At 56.4% G+C, this 22144-nt stretch carries 15 protein-coding genes; 10 read left to right on the forward strand and 5 right to left on the reverse strand.

Features of this window, described 5'->3' with window-relative positions:
• Positions 1-118: 118 nt before the first annotated feature.
• The gene (locus tag DYU11_RS08810) at positions 119-574 is read right to left on the reverse strand and encodes a DUF4920 domain-containing protein (protein ID WP_119667274.1); all 456 of its coding nucleotides are present in this window, start codon (positions 572-574) and stop codon (positions 119-121) included.
• 163 nt (positions 575-737) lie between these two features.
• Here DYU11_RS08810 and DYU11_RS08815 point away from each other — a divergent pair, with 163 nt between their 5' ends.
• Entirely contained in the window at positions 738-2780 is a 2043-nt protein-coding gene (locus DYU11_RS08815; RefSeq protein ID WP_119667516.1) for a M13 family metallopeptidase, read from the forward strand.
• Positions 2781-2829: 49 nt separating this feature from the next.
• On the opposite strand, the gene DYU11_RS08820 is transcribed toward DYU11_RS08815, so the two are convergent.
• The gene (locus DYU11_RS08820; RefSeq protein WP_119667275.1) at positions 2830-3990 is read right to left on the reverse strand and encodes a spore photoproduct lyase family protein; all 1161 of its coding nucleotides are present in this window, start codon (positions 3988-3990) and stop codon (positions 2830-2832) included.
• Positions 3991-4254: 264 nt separating this feature from the next.
• Positions 4255-5004 (reverse strand): TIGR04283 family arsenosugar biosynthesis glycosyltransferase, encoded by a 750-nt coding sequence (locus DYU11_RS08825; RefSeq protein ID WP_119667276.1) that lies wholly within the window; start codon positions 5002-5004, stop codon positions 4255-4257.
• A 105-nt stretch (positions 5005-5109) separates the two neighbouring features.
• Here DYU11_RS08825 and DYU11_RS08830 point away from each other — a divergent pair, with 105 nt between their 5' ends.
• A complete protein-coding gene (locus tag DYU11_RS08830) occupies positions 5110-6669 on the forward strand; it encodes a hydroxymethylglutaryl-CoA reductase (RefSeq protein ID WP_119667277.1) in 1560 nt (519 codons plus the stop codon).
• Between the two features lie 93 nt (positions 6670-6762).
• On the opposite strand, the gene DYU11_RS08835 is transcribed toward DYU11_RS08830, so the two are convergent.
• Positions 6763-7203: a cytochrome B gene (locus DYU11_RS08835; RefSeq protein ID WP_119667278.1), complete on the reverse strand. Its 441-nt coding sequence runs from the start codon at positions 7201-7203 to the stop codon at positions 6763-6765.
• An 84-nt stretch (positions 7204-7287) separates the two neighbouring features.
• Between DYU11_RS08835 and DYU11_RS08840 the strand changes: the two genes are divergently transcribed.
• From DYU11_RS08840 to DYU11_RS08870, 7 genes are all read left to right on the forward strand, one after another.
• Complete coding sequence (locus DYU11_RS08840; protein WP_119667279.1) at positions 7288-7590, forward strand: DUF4286 family protein; 303 nt, start codon at positions 7288-7290, stop codon at positions 7588-7590.
• A gap of 88 nt (positions 7591-7678) precedes the next feature.
• Positions 7679-8230, forward strand: a complete 552-nt coding sequence (locus tag DYU11_RS08845) for an RNA polymerase sigma-70 factor (protein ID WP_119667280.1) — start codon at positions 7679-7681, stop codon at positions 8228-8230.
• Between the two features lie 157 nt (positions 8231-8387).
• The gene (locus DYU11_RS08850; protein WP_119667281.1) at positions 8388-9434 is read left to right on the forward strand and encodes a FecR domain-containing protein; all 1047 of its coding nucleotides are present in this window, start codon (positions 8388-8390) and stop codon (positions 9432-9434) included.
• Between the two features lie 49 nt (positions 9435-9483).
• Positions 9484-12972, forward strand: a complete 3489-nt coding sequence (locus DYU11_RS08855) for a SusC/RagA family TonB-linked outer membrane protein (protein ID WP_119667282.1) — start codon at positions 9484-9486, stop codon at positions 12970-12972.
• A gap of 11 nt (positions 12973-12983) precedes the next feature.
• A complete protein-coding gene (locus DYU11_RS08860; protein ID WP_119667283.1) occupies positions 12984-14624 on the forward strand; it encodes a RagB/SusD family nutrient uptake outer membrane protein in 1641 nt (546 codons plus the stop codon).
• An 11-nt stretch (positions 14625-14635) separates the two neighbouring features.
• Positions 14636-15313, forward strand: a complete 678-nt coding sequence (locus DYU11_RS08865) for a hypothetical protein (RefSeq protein WP_119667284.1) — start codon at positions 14636-14638, stop codon at positions 15311-15313.
• A gap of 76 nt (positions 15314-15389) precedes the next feature.
• Positions 15390-17588 (forward strand): beta-galactosidase trimerization domain-containing protein, encoded by a 2199-nt coding sequence (locus DYU11_RS08870; protein WP_119667285.1) that lies wholly within the window; start codon positions 15390-15392, stop codon positions 17586-17588.
• A gap of 24 nt (positions 17589-17612) precedes the next feature.
• Here the strand turns inward: DYU11_RS08870 and DYU11_RS08875 are convergent, their stop codons facing one another.
• Positions 17613-18761, reverse strand: a complete 1149-nt coding sequence (locus DYU11_RS08875; RefSeq protein ID WP_119667286.1) for a LacI family DNA-binding transcriptional regulator — start codon at positions 18759-18761, stop codon at positions 17613-17615.
• A gap of 306 nt (positions 18762-19067) precedes the next feature.
• On the opposite strand from DYU11_RS08875, the gene DYU11_RS08880 reads away from it, so the two are divergent.
• Positions 19068-22091: a SusC/RagA family TonB-linked outer membrane protein gene (locus DYU11_RS08880; protein WP_119667287.1), complete on the forward strand. Its 3024-nt coding sequence runs from the start codon at positions 19068-19070 to the stop codon at positions 22089-22091.
• The last annotated feature ends 53 nt before the right edge of the window (positions 22092-22144 follow it).

The raw sequence follows: 22144 nt of genomic DNA on the forward strand, positions 1-22144 counted from the left end.
CGGCCTTGAATATAGCTAATTGATGAGTGATGCCACAGATTCCGCAGATTAACCTGAATTTTATTTCTATAATCTGTTGGTCCGCCGATGCGGCAATCTGTGGTTATCAAACCCTCATTTATTTCTTCACAATAACCCCATCGGCGACGAACGTCAGCGCTTTTTCGGGTTCCGTGATTTTCTCAATTTCTTCTTTGGGCTTGCCGGCGTCGTGGGCGTAGTGCCGCAGTTCGTCAACGGGTGTTACGGTGGTCTGGGCGGTTCCTTCTACCACAACCTTCTTACCGACAATGTCTTTCGGTACAAAGAAGCCGTAATCCTTGAACGTAACGCGCATGGACTGACCATCGCCGGTTTTCACTTTCATCCAGCAGCCTTTCATCTTGCAGACGTCTTCAACTACGCCTTCAACTTTAGCGGGCATTTCGGCTTTGGTACCCATCTTTTCCACGAGTTGCGCGGCCGGAATGGCTCCTTTTTCCGAGATCTTTTTGCCATGGTAGCTTACTTCGCTCTGCGCCGAAACCGTGAACGATGCGCCGACGAGCAGCCCAATGATCAGTATGTTTTTCATAATGAGATAGTATATGACTGATTGACAGGTAAAGATACGAAGAATGCGGCTTGCCACTTGTACTTTGTTCGGAACGACTATCAAAAATCTCAAGAAAATTCGTCAAAAATTCATAAGCTTGCTTATTTAGCAGGTACCTCATTACATGAATCAGCTCCGTACTATGACGATGAGTAAACAACTTCTGGCGGCCGGGCTTTTTGCCCTGTCCGTAACGGCCTGCCAGCAGAAAGATCAGGACACCCCCCAGCGTACTACGTTCTTCGACAAATCGGGGATGGATACCACCGTGCTGCCCGGCAACGATTTTTTCAGCTTTGCCAACGGCAACTGGGTGAAAACGACTAAAATTCCCGATGACCAGACGGGCTGGGGGTCGTTTTATTCGCTCTACGACGAAAACCAGTTGAAAACCAAAGCGATTCTGGAAGAAGCCGCCAAAGCCGATGCGAAAAAAGGAAGCGTTGAGCAGAAAGTAGGCGATTTCTACGCCAGCGGTATGGATACAGCCACGATTGACAAACTGGGCTACGAGCCGCTCAAGTCGGAACTAGCCAAAATCGACGCGCTGACTGATTACAAGCAGGTGCTGGCGTATCTCGCGGCCGACGAATCGAATCGGGGCGGTGAACTGTTCGGTTTTTATATCGGGGCCGACGACCGGCAGAGTTCGATCAACCGGATCAACTTCGGTCAGGCGGGGTTATCCCTGCCGGAAAAAGACTATTACACCAAGACCGACGAACCGACCCAAAAAATCCGGTCTGCGTTCGTGGCTTACATCGCTAAGCTGTTTACGCTGATCGGGGTTGATTCGACCACGGCGAAAACCAAGGCGCAGGGCATCCTGGAGTTTGAAACGGCCCTGGCCAAATCGCACAAAGCTCCGGCCGATCTGCGCGACCCCGTGGCCAACTACAACAAACTGGCGGTAGCCGACCTGACCCGGCAGATGCCGAATCTGAACTGGCGGCAGTTTATGGATAACATGGGCCTGAAGCGAATCGATACGGTGCTGGTTGGGCAGCCGGGCTATTACCAGGCACTCGATAAGCAACTGCCGGCCACGCCCGTCAGCGTACTGAAAGACCGACTCGTGTTCGATCTGCTCGACCGCAACGCAGGTCTGCTGAGCAAACCGTTCGAACAGGCCAGCTTTGAGTTCAACGGCAAAACGCTGTACGGCCAGCCCCAGCAACCCGAGCGCTGGAAGCGCATTGCCAATCAGGTAGACGGTTCGCTGGGCGAGGCCCTGGGTGAACTCTGGGTGAAAAAGTATTTCCCTCCTGACGCCAAAGAACGGATGCTGACGCTGGTGAACAACCTCCAGAAAGTGTATCGCGAGCGGATTGAAAAGCTCGACTGGATGTCGCCGGAAACGAAGAAAGTGGCGCTGATCAAACTGGATCGGTTTACCAAGAAGATCGGTTACCCCGACAAGTGGAAAGATTACTCGGACGTGGAGGTGAACCGTACCGATTATTTCGGCAACGTACAGAGCGCCCGTAAGCACCACTACAAGGAAGAGTTTGACAAAATTAACCAGCCCGTCGACCGGTCGGAGTGGGGGATGACGCCCCCGACGGTGAACGCCTACGCCAACCCGACCAACAACGAAATCGTGTTTCCGGCCGGAATCCTGCAATTCCCCTTCTTCGACAAAGACGCCGACGACGCCATCAACTACGGGGGCATCGGTATGGTGATTGGCCACGAGATGACCCACCTGTTCGACGATCAGGGTCGCCAGTACGATCCCAACGGCAACCTCCGCGACTGGTGGACGAAGCAGGACGCTGAGCGATTCAAGGCCAAAGTAAAACCGGTGGTGGATCAGTACGGTAACTACACGGTACTGAACAACCTGCGGCTGAACGGTCAGTTGACCCTCGGCGAAAACCTGGCCGACCTCGGTGGATTGACGCTGGCTTACCAGGCGTTTAAGCTAACCGAACAGGGTAAAAGCGACGAAACGATTGATGGGTTTACGCCCGATCAGCGGTTCTTCCTGGGCTTTGCGCAGGTCTGGCGCGTTAAGATTCGCGACGAGACCCAGCGCGTGCTGGTATCGGTCGATCCGCACTCACCGGCCAAGTTCCGCGTGAACGGTCCGCTGACCAATTTCGAGCCATTCTACAAGGCGTTTGATGTAAAACCCGGCCAGAAACTGTACAAACCGGAAGTCGCCCAGGCGAAGGTGTGGTAGTTGCCCTCACGGCAGCGGTCCCGCCGGGACCGCTGCCGTGAGGTTACCGCTACGTCCAGTACAGAATCGGCGCGTCGGGGAACCGCTTCTGCCACTCACTATAAAAAAATGCTTTCAGTTCCTTCATGTCGTCCGGCTTGTAGACGTACTTCGTGCCGCCAAACTTGTTGCGCTTCTCGGCACGGGTGGCTTCATCCATATCGAGCGTCGTGTTGGGGTACCACTGCGTAAGTACGTCCTTCGAACCGGGGGTAAAGCGGTGGCTGATCAACTCGACGTTCATGTCCAGCGGTCCGGCGGTTCGGCTAAAATCAACAACCTCGGCAATGCGGTCGAGCAGGGCGGTGTAATGCGCCCGCCAGTCCGGAATCGGCATGATCGGCGCAATAACCAGACCAATCGGGTAGCCGCCACCCCCTAGTTCCTTCGGTAACGCCAGCTTGCGGATGGCCTGGAGCCGGGCTTCGACCGAGGCTGTGCCGCCTTCCAGCCGCCGGGCAATTGCATCTGCATTGAGACTGACGCGAGCACGGGTCTGGCCATTGTGGGGCAGATCGAGCAGACTATCCACCTGATCGTATTTCGTCACAAAACGCAGTTGGCCATTCGCCCGCGTACCATAGTACCGGATGCACTCGGCCAGGCTGCCGGTCAGGTGCTCAATGCCCAGTACGTCGGTGTAGCAGCTCACCTCAAACGTAGTCGGGCGACCAGCGTCCGTGCCCTGCCAGCTGCGGTTCGGTGGATACGTACCTTCGTACGCAGCGGTGCTCTCCAGCATTTTGGGCAGGTTGGCATAGACACGCACAACCGGCGGACCAGCCAGGCTGCCGGCCAGGTAACAATACTGACAGTGGGCGGGACACCCTTCGGCCAGGTTCATCTGCCAGTCGGCCGAGGGGGGGATGGGTTGCAGCCGGAACGCGCTCTTCGGGGCATTGACCACCGCCAGCGTATTCTTGGCAATGCGGTACGTTTCGCGCTCATCGGCCCCGCGCAGGCCGGTGATGCGGTTGTTCTTCATCACCTCGATCGGCAGATTCAGGGCCGTAACCCGCTCGTAAATCTGCTGACCAAACGGCTCATCGAGTGCATCGGGGGTAAACACGACCCGCTTCGGCATCCAGATACGGGCCTGACGGGTGTCCGCAGTACGTGTTTGTTGGGAAGAAACGGGCGTAGACGCCGGGGAGGTATGTTCCAGAATCATGTCGAACGTTGAGGGGCAGACCGCCAAACCATCACGAACCATTCGCTGTAGGCTGCCAGATAAATAACATAGATCGCGGCCGTATAAATCCCGATACTTGGTTTAATTTTTGATACTATTATACTGATTAACAGATAGTTAAAAACTATTTTTGATCGTGTCTATTCATGAAAATGAGGTCCCGTGCGGGTCAGACGCCCGGTGGTTGGATGTATGTATCCAGCCGTGCAATCCCGACGTGCCAGCAGGAACAGGTACGAGCGTTTACCGAATATCATCATACCACCGTTTCAGCTTTTCCGGTGGGTAGCCGATGCCCCAGAGAAACCCGATGGCCAGAAAAATACCGTTCGCTTTCCAGAAGCCCCATTTGGCCACGCGCCGGTCCGACGATTCTACGACGCGGTTTACCTGCCGAATGCGGCCGAACTGTACCAGCCTCAGCAGCAGGTCAGCTTCTTCCATAATCGGCATATCGTCGGTGTAGCCTCCCACGGCCCAAAACTGCTCCCGTCGGCAGAAAATCACCTGATCGCCAAACAAAAGCCGGGCCCCTTTGGCAAAGAACAGATAGGGCCGGAACAGCAGCGGGGCGTAGTAGGTCTTGATGTAGTTGTGAAACGACGTCAGCCAGCGGGTTTTGGCGGGCCCGCGCATAATCGAGATAAACCCACCGGCGGCTGTTCTGGGGTCACGGAGCGTCCGTTCGATCACGGAAAGCGCATCGTCGGGCAGGGCTGTGTCGGCGTGTAGAAAACACAGAATATCGCCCTTCGCCTGTCTGGCGGCATGGTTCATCTGACGCGACCGGCCCACCCGCGGGCAGGCTACGACCCGCAGCCGGGGATAATCCTGCTGAACAGCCTTGGCCAGCCGAACGGTCTGGTCGGTACTCCCGGCATCGGCCACGAGTACCTCGACCGGTTCGGGACACAGGCGCCGGAGCTGGCGGAGGGTTCGCGGGAGGTCGCGCTCTTCATTCAGCGTAGGAATAATGATGGAGACGTTGAGCATACAGAGTCTAAACCAATTCGGGGCGGTGCGGTTTACGTATCGATAGATGGTACCGGCAGCCGGTCGCTAGTTTACCCATTCTTTTCGTACAATCTCCGATATACATTGTTTCGATTCATTCCGAATGTGCTGCTGAAGCAGCTCTACACGCGTAAGAGCCTGCGTAACACAAGCGAAGGCTTTACCTTCTCGCTCAAAAACCGCCTGGCCGATGCCCGGTTCACGGGCCTGCAACGGGCTCTGATTGACGGGCAGATTTACCCCGCCGAGAGCTTCACGATCGAACCCGATGGGGCAGACCCTGTTGCCGTCGGTGCCATTTCTGCTACGCAGCCACTCAGCTTCCCGCTTCGGCGATCGGTGCAGGTGCGGGCAAAAGCCGGCCAACTGGCACCCGGACCACATACGCTCGAAATTACGCTGCATACGCAACCATTCGGCACGATTACGCTGCGGGTTGAGGACGACCTGCAAACGGACGAAGCAGCCGCCAATCGGCCCGCGGGTATTCCCCGCAACCCGGTCAATGACTATAGTCCGGAAGTTATCGACCAGCGCCGGCAGTTCGTTCGTCAATGTACGGATACGGCCCTTCACCACGTAGCCAGACCGTCGTTCGACCCCGCTGTAGTGCAGGGCAATTGCGAACAGTTTATCGGCGTGGCCCAGGTACCGATCGGGGTAGCCGGACCGCTGCGCGTCAACGGGGAACATGCGCAGGGGGAGTTCCTGATTCCCATGGCTACCACCGAGGGAACGCTGGTGGCCAGCTACAATCGGGGCATCAAGCTGATTAACCTCAGCGGTGGCGTTACGTGTACCGTGCAGGACGACGGTATGCAGCGGGCACCGGTGTTTCAGTTTGCCGACGCCCGGCAGGCCCGGCAGTTTGTGCAGTGGGTCAACGAACACCAGACTGAGCTGGCGGCCGAGGCCGAATCGACTTCGCGGTTTGCAAAACTACGCTACGTCGATAGTTACCTGAACGGTCGGCTGGCTTTTCTGCGCTTCGGCTATTCGACCGGCGACGCGGCCGGGCAGAACATGGTCAGCAAGGCGACGCTGGCGGCCTGCAACTACATCCTGCAGCAGGTTGAAGGGATTGAGCACTTTTTTCTGGAATCGAACCTGGCAACGGACAAGAAGCCGTCGCAGGTAAACGTACTGCGGAGTCGGGGCAAACGCGTAACGGCGGAGGTGCGCATCCCCCGCGATCTGCTGATTCGGGAGCTTCAGGTCGAGCCGGAGCAGCTTCACCGACACGCCCGAATCGGCGACGTCGGGGCTCGTCTGGCAGGAACCAACAATAATGGCCTGCACTCCGTCAACGGTCTGGCGGCCCTGTTTATCGCAACGGGGCAGGACGTGGCCTGTCTGGCCGAATCCTCGGCCGCCATTACGTATTCGGAGATTACGCCGGAGGGTGATTTATACGGCTCCGTTACGTTACCGTCGCTGGTGATCGGCACGGTGGGGGGCGGTACCGGGCTTCCCACCCAGCGGGAGTGTCTGGAACTGATGGGGTGTTTTGGTACCGGCCAGGTCAACAAACTCGCCGAAATCATGGCCGGGGTCGTAGCCGCCGGAGAACTGTCGCTGGCGGCAGCTATCTCGTCGCTGGACTGGGTGTCGAGCCACGAAAGCAGCCGATTTGCGGGGAAGTGACAGGGCGATATGAACCGATGCGTAAGCTTTTTCTGTCATCCCGACGCCAGAATCGGGCCGTCGGGATGACAAAGATTTGAAAATCAGCGGTTATCAGAACCAGCCCGCGCCCGGAATGCGGAACGGCCAGGGAATCAGAGCCAGGATGAGCAATAACCCCAGACCATACCAAATGGCGATAAAACGCTGCTTGGTGTCCGGATCGGTGGCGCGTTTTGACCGCGAATAACCGATCGTGATGAGGGCAATGGCCACCAGCATACCCGTAATGTGCTCAACCGTGTAGAAGCGGTACACCTTATCGCTCAGCAACGCACCGTCGAACTGCACTTTAGGGCTGATGAAGTACAGAATCAGCCCCAGCACCAGTTGAATATGCACGGAAATCAGGGTAAACAGGTATAGTTTTCGGTTACCGTCCGTGTAGCCAGCGCGGCCCTGCCAGCGTTGAAACGCAACCACAACGGCAACGAGTAATAAAATAAGCGCTATCCAGCGAAGGCCCGAGTGGGCGTGAACAAGTCCAGGATACATAGTCTGAAGGAGTAGGTAAACGTTTACCGGGCAAAGAAAAAGACAAAATGTCAACTTTCGGTTGAAAAGAGTTGTTCGACCTCTATGATTCTTTATAATGTTACCGTCAACATTGACGCAGCACTGGAGCAGGACTGGCTCCGGTGGATGAAAGCTGAACACATTCCGGCCGTAATGGCAACGGGCCTGCCCGTCAGCAGTAAGGTGCTGCGCCTGCTTACTGAACTTGACAACGGCGGGGTGACATACACCGTTCAGTACTTCTTCAATACACTGGAGGATTACGAAATCTACCAGAACGAATTTTCTCCGGCCTTGCAGAAAGAACACCACGACCGCTACCGCGACCGCTACGTATCGTTCCGGACGTTGCTGGAAGATGCCTGATTGTCCGGCATAAGCGATCCGTACTGATTATTTTTAATGTTTGCCATTATTTGAGGAAAATGTTGAATAATAATCAGAAATTGCCTGAGTGAAAGGCGCTTCGGAACAACTGCAGAACTGGCTTGACCGCATTGCCCGGCACGACGACCGCCGGGCATTCCGGATGCTGTTCGATGTGTTCTATCCTCAACTGCTCCGATTGGCGCTGTACTACCTCAACGTGCGCGAAACGGCTGAGGAAATCGTTCAGGACGTGTTCGTCAAGATCTGGCAGATTCGGCAAACGTTGCCTACGGTGGTAAATTTCCGGGCCTACATCTTTTCAACAACCCGAAACCACTGCCTGAATCAGTTGCAGAAAAAAGGCAGTCCGGTTCTGATGAGTTTTGACGACGTACCGGCCGACGGCCTGATTGGTCCCGATGAATCCCCGGACGAAGCCATCGAATTTCAGGAAACCCAGTCGAGGGTTCAGACGGCGATCAACAACCTGCCCCCCCAGTGCCGTCTTATTTTTCAACTGGTAAAGGAACAGGGCCTGTCGTACAAGGAAACGGCCGAGCTGCTGCAAATCTCCCCCCGAACCGTAGAAACCCAGATCGGTATTGCCCTCAAAAAACTTGCTGCTGCCTTAGGGTGACCGAAAAAGCGGCCATCCATGCCTGACCGCCTGATCAAACAAAACGCATGCGTGTGGGCTTTATCAGAACTTCCCTAAAAAATTTCAAATTTTTTCTTAGATCGTTTACGGGTTGCCGGGCACAAACACTGTCTTAGCAGATGAAACCATGTGAACGATGAACGAATCGATTGATTGGGAACTACTGGGCCGGATTTTTGCGAATGAAGCGACCGAAGAGGAACGGAGTGCGTTCAGCGAGTGGCTGAAGGCTAACCCCGAATCGCAGCCGCTGGTTGACAAGCTGCGGCAACAGTGGCAGGCATCGGCCCCCTCGGCCTCTTCGCTGACTACGTCGGTGGCGTTCAACCAGGTCTGGAGCCGCATTGAGGCCGAAGACGAAAGCGGTGCGCCGATCCGCCGGATTGGTCAGCGATGGCTGGGTTGGGTCGCGGCTGCTTCTGTCGTGCTGATTGGCGTGTTTATTGGCTGGAATCTCTACCCGGGCCAAACCGTGTCGCCGACGCTGGTGCAGCAGACAAACCCGAAAGGTACCCGCTCAAAAATTCAACTGGCCGACGGCAGTACCGTATGGCTCAACGCCGACAGCCGGCTGGACTACCCAAAAACGTTTACCGGTGCGCTTCGTGAGGTTTCGCTGGAAGGGGAAGCCTTTTTCCAGGTGGCGCATAATCCGCAGCAACCGTTCGTGGTGCGGCTGAAAACCGGGTCGGTGCGGGTGCTCGGTACGTCGTTCAACATCCGGGCGTATCCGGGCGACAGTACGGTAGAAACGGCTGTCGTGACGGGTAAGGTGGCGTTCATTCCGAAGCAGCCGGCCCGGAAACGAGCGGGCCTGCCAACTAAACAAACCCTTCAGCCGGCGTCGGATACGTTGTTCCTCACCCCGAACCTAAAGGCGGTTCAGTCGCTGACAACGCGGCAGATCGTTACGCAGCCGACCGTAGCGGCCAACCAGATAGCCTGGACGGAATCGAAGCTGGTATTCCGCAACACACCGCTTGGTGAGGTGGCCAAAACGCTTGAGCGGTGGTACGGCACCCCCGTTGCCCTCGAACGGGAATCGCTCCGCCAGTGCCCGCTGACGGGCACGTTTCAGAACCAGAGTTTGAAAGAGGTTATGAATCTGATTGCGATGACCAGGCGGTTCGACTATGAGCTGACGGAATCCCGGCTTACCATCAAAGGGCCGGGCTGCGAATAAGCCAGGCTGCGAATACACTGAATCTCAACCGAGTTTAACCCTACTACCTATGAAGCGAATTACTACTGGTTGGCTGTTGATCGGCATGCTGAGTAGCAGCCCCTTTCTGGGGGCCCAGGACGTAGCCAGTACCGTTAAAGGACTCCCGGCCGGGCGGCTGGGCGATAATACTTTCGTTACGTTGTCGGCCGAGGGCCGAACGCTGGATTCGATCCTGCGAGATATTGAGCAGCAAACCGCCCATACGTTCGTTTACAGCGACGACCGGTTCCGGCAGGTGAAGCCGTCGGTGCAGGTTGTGCGTCAGCCGCTGACACAGGTGTTGACCGAGTTGTTTACGCCCCTTCTGGTTACGTACCGCATTGTTGGTAAACAGATTATCCTGTCAAACCAGGAGCGGGTGCTGAGCGGTCAGGTGGTCGACAGCGAGAGTGGCGAAACGCTGCCGGGCGTGAACATCACCATCAAAGGCACCAACCGCGGAGTATCGTCCGATGCGCGGGGAAACTACCGCATTACGTTGCCCAATGGCAACACTACGTTGGTGTTCAGCTACGTGGGGTACGCACCGCAGGAAGTGACCGTCGGGAGCCAGAGCACCCTCACCGTCAAACTGGTGGCCGATGTCCGGGGGCTGGACGAAGTGCAGATCGTGGCCTTTGGCGAACAGCGGAAGCGCGACCTGACCGGTTCCATCTCATCCATCAAATCCGACGTGATCCGGACCAATACGGCCGCGAGTCCGGATGTGGCCCTGCAGGGGCGGGCAGCGGGCGTGCAGATCACCCAGGCCGGAGGAACGCCGGGCGGTGCCGTGCGGATCAACGTGCGGGGTGTCGCGTCGATCAACTCCAACTCCCAGCCGTTGATTGTCATTGACGGCGTGCCGGTGCTGACGTCGGCGTATGGCGCGGGTGGCATTGCCATGAACCCACTGGCCGAAATCAACCCGAACGATATCGAGAGCATGGAGGTGCTGAAAGATGCGTCGGCGTCGGTACTGTACGGGTCTCGGGCGGCCAACGGCGTTATTCTGATTACGACCAAGAAGGGGAAAACGGGGAAGCCCAATTTCGAGGTGAGCTATGAAGAAGGGGTGACCAGCGCCACCAATCGGGTGAAGTTTCTGGATAACCCCTCCGATTACTTCTCCGTGCTGAAGCGGGCCGCAGCGCAGAATCGTCAGTCAGGTCTGCTTCCGGTGGCGCCCAATCTGGTGAATCTACTGCCCTCAGGTATCTTACGGGGCTCGGATGCCAGCATCGACAGCCGACTCCTCGCCGATTCGGCAACGCTTTACAACACGTCTACGGACTGGCTGTCACAAACTCTTCGGCAGGGATCGTACCGGGTTGCCAATCTGAGCGTCAGTGCGGGCACCAACAAGCTGTCTGTTTATGGCAGTGGGTCGTACCGGCGGGATAACGGCATCGTTACCGGGCAGTCGCTCGAACGGCTGAGCGGTCGCATCAACCTGACGTACCGGCCAATCCGGCAGGTGCAGATCGGCGTCAATGGATCGATCAACGGCCTGGAAACGGAAACCATTCCGCTGGGTAACTCGTTCCGATACGCTCTGACGACCGCCCTGCCGGTTTATCCGGTGCAACTGGCCGACGGTACGTATTTCAACGGCATCAACTACGGCAATAACCAGATCAACATCGGATCGAATCCCGTCTTTTACCGGAATAACTACAGCAACGTTGTCAACACAACCCGGAGCATCAATACGGCTTTCCTGCAGGTGGAGCCGCTGCCGGGGCTGGTGCTACGTACCGAATGGGGGTACGACTTCCAGAAAAGTACCAACGATGTTCTGCAAACGCCCGCTTTGTTCCTGGCTGGCATCAATGGGCAGGAGCGAAACGGAAACGGCAGGGCCGAAAACCGGGATGCTACCAACAATACCTGGAACACGAACAATACGCTGACCTACACCCGAAAGCTGTTCCGGGATCATAGCCTGAAAATTCTCGTCGGCAACAGCGTTCAGAGTCAAACCAGCCAGTCCAATACGTTCATCACCGAAAACGTACCCGAAGGTGCACGGGGTGGGCAGGATACGGCGCGGGTCGTGCAGACCGACGACAGCCCGGCGTTTCGGTTCGTGTCGTTCTTCGGCCGCTTAAACTACGCCATCAAAGACCGATACCTGTTCGAAGCCAGCTTCCGGACCGACGGCTCATCGCGATTCGGGCCGGGGCGACGGTTTGCGTCGTTTCCGGGCGTATCGGTCGGCTGGGTGCTGAGCGACGAACCATTTCTGAGCGACCGGCTGAGAGCCCTGTCGCTGCTGAAACTGCGGGCGTCGTACGGCTCCACCGGTAATGCCGAAATCGGTAACTTCTCCTGGCAGAAGACCTTCACCTACGTAGGCTACAACGCAGCCATTTACGGCGGCATCCAGGGCGGGCAGTTTACGAACCCCGGCAACCAGGACCTGAGCTGGGAAACCACCCGCCAGTTCAACGCGGGCCTGGACTTTGGCCTGCTGAACGGACGCATCCAGGGTACGTTCGATTTTTACAACAAGATATCCGACGGCCTGCTGCTGGAATACAGCCTTGGCCCACTCTATGGGACCATTAACAACACGATGACCCTGAACCTCGGCTCGGTACGTAACCGGGGGCTGGAGTTCAGCATCAGTTCGCAGAACATCATCCGGCCCCGCTTCCGCTGGACGACCGACTTTAATATTGCCCGCAACAAAAACGAGGTGCTGAGTACGTACACAGCCTCGTTCCTGAATTATCCGTACCAGTTCATCAGCGGACCGAGCATTGCGGCCGTGGGGTATCCACTCGGAACGTACTACATGCCCACGTTCGCGGGTTTCGATCCGGTGACGGGCAACGAACTGTTCTACGAGCGCGACCGGACGGCCTTTACCGTCACCGGACAAACAGTCCGGACGGGTAACCTGTGGGACGGGACGGTCAATAACCAGTCGGCTAACAACCAGTTTATTCAAACCGGCAAGACACCCTATCCGACCTTCTTCGGCGGGCTGACCAATACGTTCACCTTCGGCCAGATCGACCTGAGCTTCCTCCTGTACTACCAATACGGTAACTGGATCTACGACCAGGGCGAGCGATCGCAGAGCTACCCGACGGTTGGGCAGGTGCTGCGGGCCACGGTTCCGGGAGTTGGTAACCTGGGCGATGAAGTTCGTCGGGCCGAAGCGGGTGGGGTTTACCGGCTGCAATGGCAGTCGAACGCCCGGGGCTTTGAGTCAACCCGGTTCCTGCACGACGGCTCGTTTATCCGGCTGAAAAACATTCAGATTGGCTATTCGCTTTCGCGCGAAACAGCGAAACGCCTTCGGCTGCGTACGGCCCGCATCTACGTAACGGGGCAAAATCTGCTGACGATCACCCGGTTCAACGGGTGGGATCCGGAAATTTTTCGAAACGCGGGAGTGGGTAACTCGCCGGTCGAACAGGGAACGGCCAACCTGCAACCGGGCGTGACCAGCAACGACCTGCCGCAGATCCGGACGGTGAGTATTGGCCTGAATGTGGGATTTTGACTGATTTGATCATGAAAAAGATACACCTTTTACTACTTTCCCTTAGCCTTTTCGGCGGGTTGACGGCCTGCGAAAAATTTATTGCGGAGCCGGAGTCGTCAACACTGATTTCCCGCGAAAACCTGCGCACGGTAGGGGACCTGGATATCCTGATGACGGGGGCTTACTCGGGCATTGCGCGGGAGGTTGCCTTTTCGGGGAACGCCATCCTGATCGGTGATCTGTTTGGAGACCTGGTGACGGTGAATAACACCAACTTCCGGAATAGCCCCGGTCGGCTGTCACGGGTGTATTTTTGGACCCACCGGGAGGAGGACTACGGTGCTCAGGCCGAGTTTCTGCAATGGTCGACGTTTGGGCTGAACAACGCCAACAACGTACTGGAGGTGCTGCAACAGAACCAGATACAGACCCCCGGTGAGACGGACCCCCGCAGGGACATTGCCCGGCAGCGGGGACGAATTGAGGGCGAGGCCCGGTTCGTGCGGGCGTTGTGCGTATTTGAGCAAACGCGGCTGCTGGGGTATCCGTGGGGGTTCCAGCCGGACAATGGACAGCCCGGGCCGATCAGCAATTTTAAATCGTTGTCTACGTTCGGTGATCTGGCGTATCCGCGGCTGAGTGTTAAAGCGGCCTACGACAGTGTATTGTATGACTTGCGCCGGGCCGAACAACTGCTGCCCGAAGCGTATGACCCTGCCCTGCATCCGGTCGATTTTCAGCCGCGGGGTAACAAATACGCGGCCCTGGCCCTGATGGCACGGGTCTATTGGCAGCAGGACAATATGGACAGTGTGCTGGCCGTGACGAACCGCCTGCTGGGCGCGGGCAGCGCCAACCGGTTTCCGCTGGAGCCGGGCGCTACGCTCTTAAGGAACGTGTATCAACGAACGGGTATTCAGCCAACGACCAATGCGACAAACCGCAGTGAAGTGATCTTTGAACAGGTGCACGTGGTCGGCCGAAACCCACGTACGACGAATGGGGCACCGATTCGAGTCAGTTACGTGTTGCAGACCAACTACACACCCGCTCAACTGGCGAACGTAAACAATCTTAACTCCGGCCCGAACCTGAGGCTGAGTCAGCGCTTCAAAACCCTGGCCAACTTCGACCGGCAGCGGGATTTACGGTACCGAAACCTGATCGATACCGCGCAGGCTACCAATGCCAGTGCGGCCTGGGACAGTCCCAACCGGTTGTGGTTCACTAAAAAGTGGGGCCACCTTGGTACTACAAACCTGGGTCCGGCGCAGGGCGTGAACATGAACATACCCCTGTTTCGGTCGGCGGAGTTTGTGCTGATGCGGGCCGAAGCCAACGCCCGGAAAGGGAATGCGGCTGCGGCACTGGCCGACCTCAATGCCGTTCGGACCCGGGCTGGCTTATCCGCCTTACCCGCAGCGCCGACTGACCTCCTCGATCAGATCCGGACGGAATACGTGCGGGAAATGTACGCTGAAGGAACGCGGGTGCACGATCTCAAACGACGCCGGGAAAGTGTCAGCCCCGGCGACCGGACCCTGTCGCCGAACCGGGTCGACTGCGCGGCCGGCGGTTGTAATGAAGTGCCCTGGAACAGCCGTTTGCTGGTGTTTCTGATACCGCAGACCTTCCTGGATCGGAACCCGCTCGCTTCACAGAACGACTAACCCAGACCGCCATGAAACGAATCAATAGCCTCCTGATATGCTGCCTGCTTGGTATGGCCATCCTGGCGTGCCAGGACGAATCGTTACCTACTATCGCGTCCGACGAAGCCCTGAGAACTCAGCTCCGGGGCACGTGGCTGCCTACTGAACTCACCATGAAGTATCAAATTGGTATTACGCCAAACCAGCGCGATACCACCATTCGGCTGACACCCACAACCCCACCGTTGCTGGTGGCCGGGCGCCCCAATCCGGTCACGGCGTTTACCGATACGCTGACGTTGGGTAATGCCGCTACGGCCGGGCTTGATACGTTCTATCTGGCCAATCGGGGCATCCGCCAGCGTGGCTACTTCTTCGTGACGGGCGCGTCGGAAGGCGCTGCGCTGCTCCGCACTGGCGTTGCTACGCGTTCGGCCGGGCAAATTACCCGCTGGAATTACGACATTGTCTCCCACGGCAACGTATCGGTCGGGGCTAACAACTCGGCCAGTTTCGCCCCGGCTACGTACCAGAACTATGCGTACACCATTCGGGAAGCCAGTGCGTCGCGGCTGGTGCTGTCATTCCAGACGCCGGTCAACGTGAACAACTTACCCCAGGTCCCCATCACGGCCGCCAATCAGAGCAATACGTCGGTCTGGGCCGGTCGGCCGGTGTTGTTTACGGCTACGTTCACGAAGCGATGAGGATGTGGTACTGTAATCAATGGAACGCTGATTTTTATGATCATTATGATTTAACCTGCGTTTTACAGGCAAAACCATGAACATCATAACGATCATAAAAATCAGCGTTCTATCAACGTTTGTTTTAAAAACCACGGTTTTCGCCCAGCCGAACGACCCGTTCTTACACAAACTTTACGACCGGCTGCACGACTCACCCGCTCAGGCGAAATACCGTAAAATTGCCCCCATACCAGTCGGGGCGGTGTACGTGCAGCGGCCGGGCGAGGGTGAGAAGGCCATTCGCGAACACTTCCGGACCATGAAGCGCCTGGGCTTCAACGCCCTCAAGCAGATCATGACCGTACCCGGCTGGACAATCGAACAGGTACAACTGATCGCGCTGGAAGAAGGCATTATCCCCTGGTGGTACGGCGAAGGCGGCTGGGAAGGCATTACGGATAATCTGCTCAAAAAACTGAATATTCCGCTTCAGACACCCATCGCCGATGTTCGAAAACATCCCCGTATGGTGGCTTATCAAACGGAGGTGCTGCGTCGCCGGATTCAGCATACACAGGCGTACATAAAAACGAATGGAAAGCCGCTCAAGGACCGCAGCGTGGCTTACGAGCCTGAACTGGGCGGTCGCGGCTTTGACCTGACCGAGCGCGGTAAGCAACAGTTCAGGCAGTGGGTCCGGCAGCAATATGGCACCATCGAGCAGGTAAACAAAGCCTGGAACCAGCACCACGCGGGTTTGCAGCCCGGCGAAGCGGACCCTTTTCAATCCTGGGACGATTTTGAGCAGCGGTACGACAAACTCGGCGGCAAAGAATACCGGCACCTGCACGACATTCTGAACTTTAAAGCTGAACACGGCATCAGCAGCATCCGGCAGACCTGCGAGCAATTCCGGGCGTTCGATTCCAGTGCGGTGTTTCGGGGTGGGGGTGAGATTGGGCTGTTTCACCCGCTGGCCTGGTACGGTGTCGACCTCGAACGCATCGCTGACCTGATGACGGACTATGGCTCGTTCTACCCATCAGTTCATTTTGCCTGGCATTACGGTGAAGTGAATTACGAACTGGTACGTCCGTTTTACATGCAGGCATCGCTGGCCAACGACTTCTTCAAAGGGGGATGGGCGGCTACCTGGGAGTCGACCGGCGGACCGCAGCAGTTCAGTGGGGGTCGCGGTGGAGGAGCCGACTTCACAGTCGACGAAGGCACGATCACACAGTTTCTGCTCAGCCAGATCGCGGCCGGTTTTCGCGGCTGGGGTGCCTGGGCCTACAACGCCCGCACGGCCGGTTGGGAAGCCGGTGAATACGCCCTGCTCGACCGCCATAATCAGGTGACGCCCCGCGCCATCCGAATGGGTCAGATTGGGCAGGCCGCCAACCGCTACCGCGACGAGTTGTGGGCCGCGCATAAGGAACCGGTGGTGGGTGTACTGTACGACTGGCACAACGAAGCCATGTGGGCGGCCATGACCGAATCGGGTCGCGAGGAGTTCAAATATCGACCGATGCAGGCCCGCGTGGGGGTTAGCCGGGCGCTGATCAACGCCAACGTACCCTTTGAGTACGTAACGGTGCCGGATTTGAAAAAGTGGCTGGGCCCCCGGTATAAAGTCATTTACTTACCTGCTCAGCTGAGTCTGAGTGATGAACTGATGAAACTACTATCGGCCTACGTTGAACAGGGCGGTCGGTTGGTGATGGATGTACCATCGGGGTACTATGACGAATATGCTGCCCTGTTCCCAACCAACGCCGGGACGCCCTTTGAACAATTGACCGGCGTAACGATTCGTGAGTACCAGGGCTCCGGGGCTAACCGAACCTACAAGCTGGGAGAGACGGCCGTTACAGGCATGATTGCTGCCATGCTGCCTACGAAAGCGAAGGTGATAAGCCGGTACGACGATGGTCAGCCCGCCGTGACAGAACACCCGTTTGGCAAAGGAACGGCCGTCGTGATTGGCTACGAAGCGGCCCGGATGTGCTTCAAACCGAACAACGCGGCTTCCGAAAAGCAACTACTCACTGACGCACTTGGTACGTACAAGGCATCCTTCACCTGCGACGGAGCCCTTGCGTACCGCCTGGCAAGCCCACAGGCTGATCATTATTTCCTGGTTAACGATGGGCCCGCAAAAAGCGTGACGCTGACGACGGGCACGATGCGCTACAGAAACGTAACGGACGCCGTAACGGGGGAGTTGATTAACCTCAGCCAGCCCATCCGCATTGATGCCAACAGCGGACGGTGGGTCAGGGCAGAGCGCTGATCGTAACAGGAACCCCCCAGGGTGCTAGGATACCGTCGATCCTCTCACAATTAGCTCCGTTGGAAGCACAACGGTTTCCGGTTCAACATCCAGTTCGCTGGTCAGTTGCCGGAGCAGTAACCGCGCTGACTCCTGACCAATTTCGTTTACAGGTTGCGCCACTGTTGTCAATCCCGGTTCCACCAAAGCCGAAATAGGGTCGTTGCTGAAACCGACAATGGCAATGTCATCGGGGATACGTAACCCCCGGCTTTTAATTACTTTCAGAGCCTCAATTGCGGTTGGGTCGTTGATGGTGAACAGAGCATCGGGTGGCTGCGGAAGGTTGAGCAGGTGATTCACGTAGATGTTCGCTTTTTCGAGCGTCAGGTCGTAGGAGATGACCAGTTCGGGTTCCTCCGCAATCCCATAGTGTCGCAGCGCGTCACGGTAGCCGTTCAGGCGGTTGCGGCTATTGGTCAGGCTATCAGGTCCGGCCAGGTGGGCAATGCGTCGGCGACCGGTCTGAATCAGGTGTTCGACGGCTTTGAAAGCGCCGGCCTGGTCATCGACCGTTACTTTCGATACGTCCATGTCTTCGCAGAACCGGTTGAAAAACACCACCGGAATGCCGCGACGCTGAAACGCCCGGAAGTGGTCGAAATTACGGGTTTCTTTGGTGTGTGACACCAGCAGCCCGTCAACCCGGCTGGCCAGCAGTGCCCTGGCATTGGCTACTTCCGTTTCGTAGGATTCGTTGGAATGGCAAATCACTACGTTGTAGCCGGCTTCGGCCAAGACGTTCTGGGCACCAATAATCACTTTTGGAAAAAAGAAGCTGACAAACTCAGGCACCATGATGCCTACGGTGTTGCTACGGCTCTTGACCAGACTGTGTGCCAGTAGGTTAGGCTGGTAGTCGAACTGTTTTACCGCATCAAGAACCGCCTGCCGGGTACCGGGGTGAATATCCGACTGCCCACGCAACGCCCTGGACACCGTTGACTTCGAGATGCCCAGTTCCTGCGCAATGTCAACAATCGTAACCTGATGCCGACGCGATGACCGGGTGGGTTCGGCGGTTGGGAAGCTGAAATGAACCTCGCAGGATTTGCAGAAGTAGCGTTGTTTGCCTCGCACAATCCCCGTTTTATTGATTGAATCAACCTGCTGACAATGCGGACATTTTATCATGAAAATTGACTTTTTCCGTGATGGGCGTTTTTGACGATAAACATCTGCTTCATCCGTCGTACGGCTGAAGCATTGAGTGATACAAGCAATAATCTCTTAATCGTTACCTATCGGTTTCGTTACCGGGAACGTTCCCGGTATTTTCTGTTGGATAAATCTATCATTTTCACTTGAAAAGTCAATTCAGGCGAATAGCTTCCGTCTCAAAGTTTTCTCGTCGCGTCTGTTGATTAACGCAGTGTAGCGGTTCGTTCTTTGCTTTTTCCAAGAAGCTTACTTGATACTAACCTTAATCTTACTTCACTTATGAGGCACCTCTTCTGCCTGTTCTGGTTCGTCCTGTCTACGTGCGGGATAGCCATTGCGCAAACACCGGATCGCACCGTGGCGGGGCGTATCACCAGCCAAACCGGCGAGGGATTACCCGGTGTTAACGTCGTTATAAAAGGTACGCAGAAAGGCACCACAACCGATGCCAATGGGCGGTTTTCCCTGACAGGCGTTCCGGCCGGTGCCACGCTCACGTTTTCGTCCATCGGCTTTGTTTCGCAGGATGTAACAGTAGGTAATCGCTCCACTATCGACCTGAGCCTCTCTTCCGATGACCGCTCCCTGAGCGAAGTGGTTGTGGTTGGGTACGGAACGCAGCGTAAAGTTGAAACGACCGGCTCGATTGCTTCGGTAAAAGCTGCTGACATTGTGCAGACGCCCGTAGCCAACGTAGCGCAGGGTTTGCAGGCGCGGGTGTCGGGTATTCAGATTAACCAGAACTCCGGCGCACCGGGAGGCAACATCAGTGTCCGGATTCGGGGAACGAACTCCATCAACGGTACATCCGAGCCGCTGTACATTGTCGATGGTATCCAGATTTCCAACGGTGGTGGCATCAACGACGTAAGTCCATTATCGACCATCAACCCGAACGATATTGAGTCGGTTGAGGTCCTGAAAGACGCATCGGCAACGGCAATTTACGGGTCGCGGGCGGCCAATGGCGTCATTCTGATTACCACCAAGCGCGGCAAGGCGGGCGTAACGCGCGTCACCTACGACGGCTACTACGGCACCCAACAGGTAAACAAAAAACTTCCGGTGCTGAATGCTTCGGAGTTCGCCCAGTTAGAGAATGAGGTGTTCCGGAATAGTTTTTATCCCAATCCGTCGAGTCTGGGAGAGGGCATTAACTGGCAGGACTTTATTTTTCAGGAAGCACCCATTCAGAATCACCAGCTAAGCATCAATGGTGGGTCGGAGAAAACGCAACTGGCCGTTTCGGGCAACTACTTCAACCAGCAGGGTATTGTCATTAATTCGGGGTTCAAGCGCTACTCGGTACGGGTCAACCTGGATCACCGCATCAGCGAACGCGTTAAAATCGGGACCAGCATCCTGGGCAGCTATTCGGTCAGCAAGAACGTGCCCTACGGTACCCGGAACCTCGGTGACGCGGATGTCGTGACGAGCAGTATTCTGGGCGCAGCCATCGGTGCTCCGCCGACCTTACTGCCGTACAGACCGGATGGCAGCATATTTCCCTTTGGCGAGCAGGCGAATGGGCAATACCGCGAAGTAGCCAATCCGCTCGGTCTGGCCGCTATCTCGAACCAGATTGCCATCCGCCGAACGCTGGCAAATTTTTACGGCGAAGCAGCGCTGCTGAAAGGATTAACGTACCGGGCATCGTTCAACATTGATCTCGATAGCCGACTGCGCGATGTGTATTCGCCCCGCTCGATTGTTTCGCGCAATGACCTGAACGATAACTCTGGCTCGGGCTCGAAAACGAACGAAAACAACACCGTTTTGCTGCACGAAAGTATCATGACCTATGCGGCCACGCTGGCGGCTCAGCACTCGCTGAAGTTTACGGGGGTGTTTGCTACCCAAAGCAATCTGTACGACCAGAACGTAATCAACGCCAACGGTTTTCCGAACGATGCAACGGCTAATGAGGCTTTGCAACTGGCGCTCAACCGGACTGTAAGCAGCTTTCGCTCCAAAGAGCGGTTGGACTCCTACCTCGGCCGGATTAATTACGGCTTCAAAGACCGCTACTTCCTGGACCTGACCGCTCGGGTGGATGGGTCGAGTAAGTTTGGGGCCAACAACAAATACGGCTTCTTCCCGGCGGTTTCGGCAGCGTGGCGAATCATCGAAGAGCCGTTTCTGAAACAGGCGGGCTGGTTGTCGGACCTGAAACTCCGGGCTAGCTGGGGCGTCACGGGAAATGCGGGTGGCATCAGCCCGTACAGATCACTGGCTACGGTATCGGCATCGGGCAGCGACTACCAGTTTAATCATGTCTATCAGACCGGTATCAATCCGTCGGGTATTGCCAATCCTGACCTGCGGTGGGAGCGGTCCATTCAGACAAACATCGGTCTGGACCTTAGCTTGTTTAACAACCGCCTGAGCCTGGTTATGGACGTATATGACAAAGATACCCGTGACCTGCTCTATGTCAGAACCTTGCCGCTTTCGTCGGGCTACGGCAGTATCGTAGGCAACTTCGCCCGCTTACAGAATCAGGGTATTGAACTGGCGACGAATGCCCGAATCCTACAGGGGGATCTTCGGTGGGACGTATCGGCCAATGCCACCATCAACCGAAACAAGATTGTTGACCTCGACGGCGGTACAACGCAGGAGCGCTTTGTGACAACCTACAGTGTTCTGAGCGTTGGTCAACCGTTGGGTATGTTCAAGACCTACGTGTTTGATGGCATCAACCAGACCGGCGAAACGATTCTGCCGGGATACGATGGTCGGCTGGGTGGTCATAAGATTAAGGACCTGAACGGCGACGGCACCATCAACTCCGCCGATCAAATCTTCACTGGCAATCCGAACCCTACGTTCATATTCGGTTTCTCAACGAACCTGGCTTACAAGAACTTCGATTTCGGGGCATTTCTGTCCGGAACGCAGGGGAACGCCATCTTCAACCAGGCGCGGTTCGCGTTTGAGACTCCCCTGGGTCAGCGTAACCTGCTGAAAGGCGTAGCAAACCGCTGGTCGCCGACGAACCCCAACAACGAGTACGCCAGTGCCGCCCAGGGAAGCCGCCTGCCCGTCAGCGACCGCTTCGTGGAGGACGGTTCGTACCTCCGCTGCAAGAATGTTACGCTGGGCTACACCCTGCCCAAGTTCAAGGGCATCGAGCGGATTCGGGTGTATGCCAGCGCCAATAACCTGTTCACAATCACGAAGTATAGCGGCTTTGATCCGGAAGTAAACACGTTTGCGGGCGATAACACCGTGATTGGCGTCGATAACTTAGTATATCCACCCGCCCGGTCGTTTCTGGGTGGTTTGCAGGTCACTTTCTAAAAATGATTGAATTGCTGAATGATTGAATAATCGAATTAGGACTACAGACTTTT

Source organism: Fibrisoma montanum, assembly GCF_003583365.1.
Lineage (GTDB): Bacteria > Bacteroidota > Bacteroidia > Cytophagales > Spirosomataceae > Fibrisoma > Fibrisoma montanum.

What these genes read in the sequence shown, in the direction of transcription:
- DYU11_RS08810 (WP_119667274.1), bottom strand. Translation starts at nt 574, where the DNA reads ATGAAAAACATACTGATCATTGGGCTGCTCGTCGGCGCATCGTTCACG.
- DYU11_RS08815 (WP_119667516.1), top strand. Translation starts at nt 738, where the DNA reads ATGACGATGAGTAAACAACTTCTGGCGGCCGGGCTTTTTGCCCTGTCC.
- DYU11_RS08820 (WP_119667275.1), bottom strand. Translation starts at nt 3,990, where the DNA reads ATGATTCTGGAACATACCTCCCCGGCGTCTACGCCCGTTTCTTCCCAA.
- DYU11_RS08825 (WP_119667276.1), bottom strand. Translation starts at nt 5,004, where the DNA reads ATGCTCAACGTCTCCATCATTATTCCTACGCTGAATGAAGAGCGCGAC.
- DYU11_RS08835 (WP_119667278.1), bottom strand. Translation starts at nt 7,203, where the DNA reads ATGTATCCTGGACTTGTTCACGCCCACTCGGGCCTTCGCTGGATAGCG.
- DYU11_RS08840 (WP_119667279.1), top strand. Translation starts at nt 7,288, where the DNA reads ATGATTCTTTATAATGTTACCGTCAACATTGACGCAGCACTGGAGCAG.
- DYU11_RS08850 (WP_119667281.1), top strand. Translation starts at nt 8,388, where the DNA reads ATGAACGAATCGATTGATTGGGAACTACTGGGCCGGATTTTTGCGAAT.
- DYU11_RS08855 (WP_119667282.1), top strand. Translation starts at nt 9,484, where the DNA reads ATGAAGCGAATTACTACTGGTTGGCTGTTGATCGGCATGCTGAGTAGC.
- DYU11_RS08860 (WP_119667283.1), top strand. Translation starts at nt 12,984, where the DNA reads ATGAAAAAGATACACCTTTTACTACTTTCCCTTAGCCTTTTCGGCGGG.
- DYU11_RS08865 (WP_119667284.1), top strand. Translation starts at nt 14,636, where the DNA reads ATGAAACGAATCAATAGCCTCCTGATATGCTGCCTGCTTGGTATGGCC.
- DYU11_RS08870 (WP_119667285.1), top strand. Translation starts at nt 15,390, where the DNA reads ATGAACATCATAACGATCATAAAAATCAGCGTTCTATCAACGTTTGTT.
- DYU11_RS08875 (WP_119667286.1), bottom strand. Translation starts at nt 18,761, where the DNA reads ATGATAAAATGTCCGCATTGTCAGCAGGTTGATTCAATCAATAAAACG.
- DYU11_RS08880 (WP_119667287.1), top strand. Translation starts at nt 19,068, where the DNA reads ATGAGGCACCTCTTCTGCCTGTTCTGGTTCGTCCTGTCTACGTGCGGG.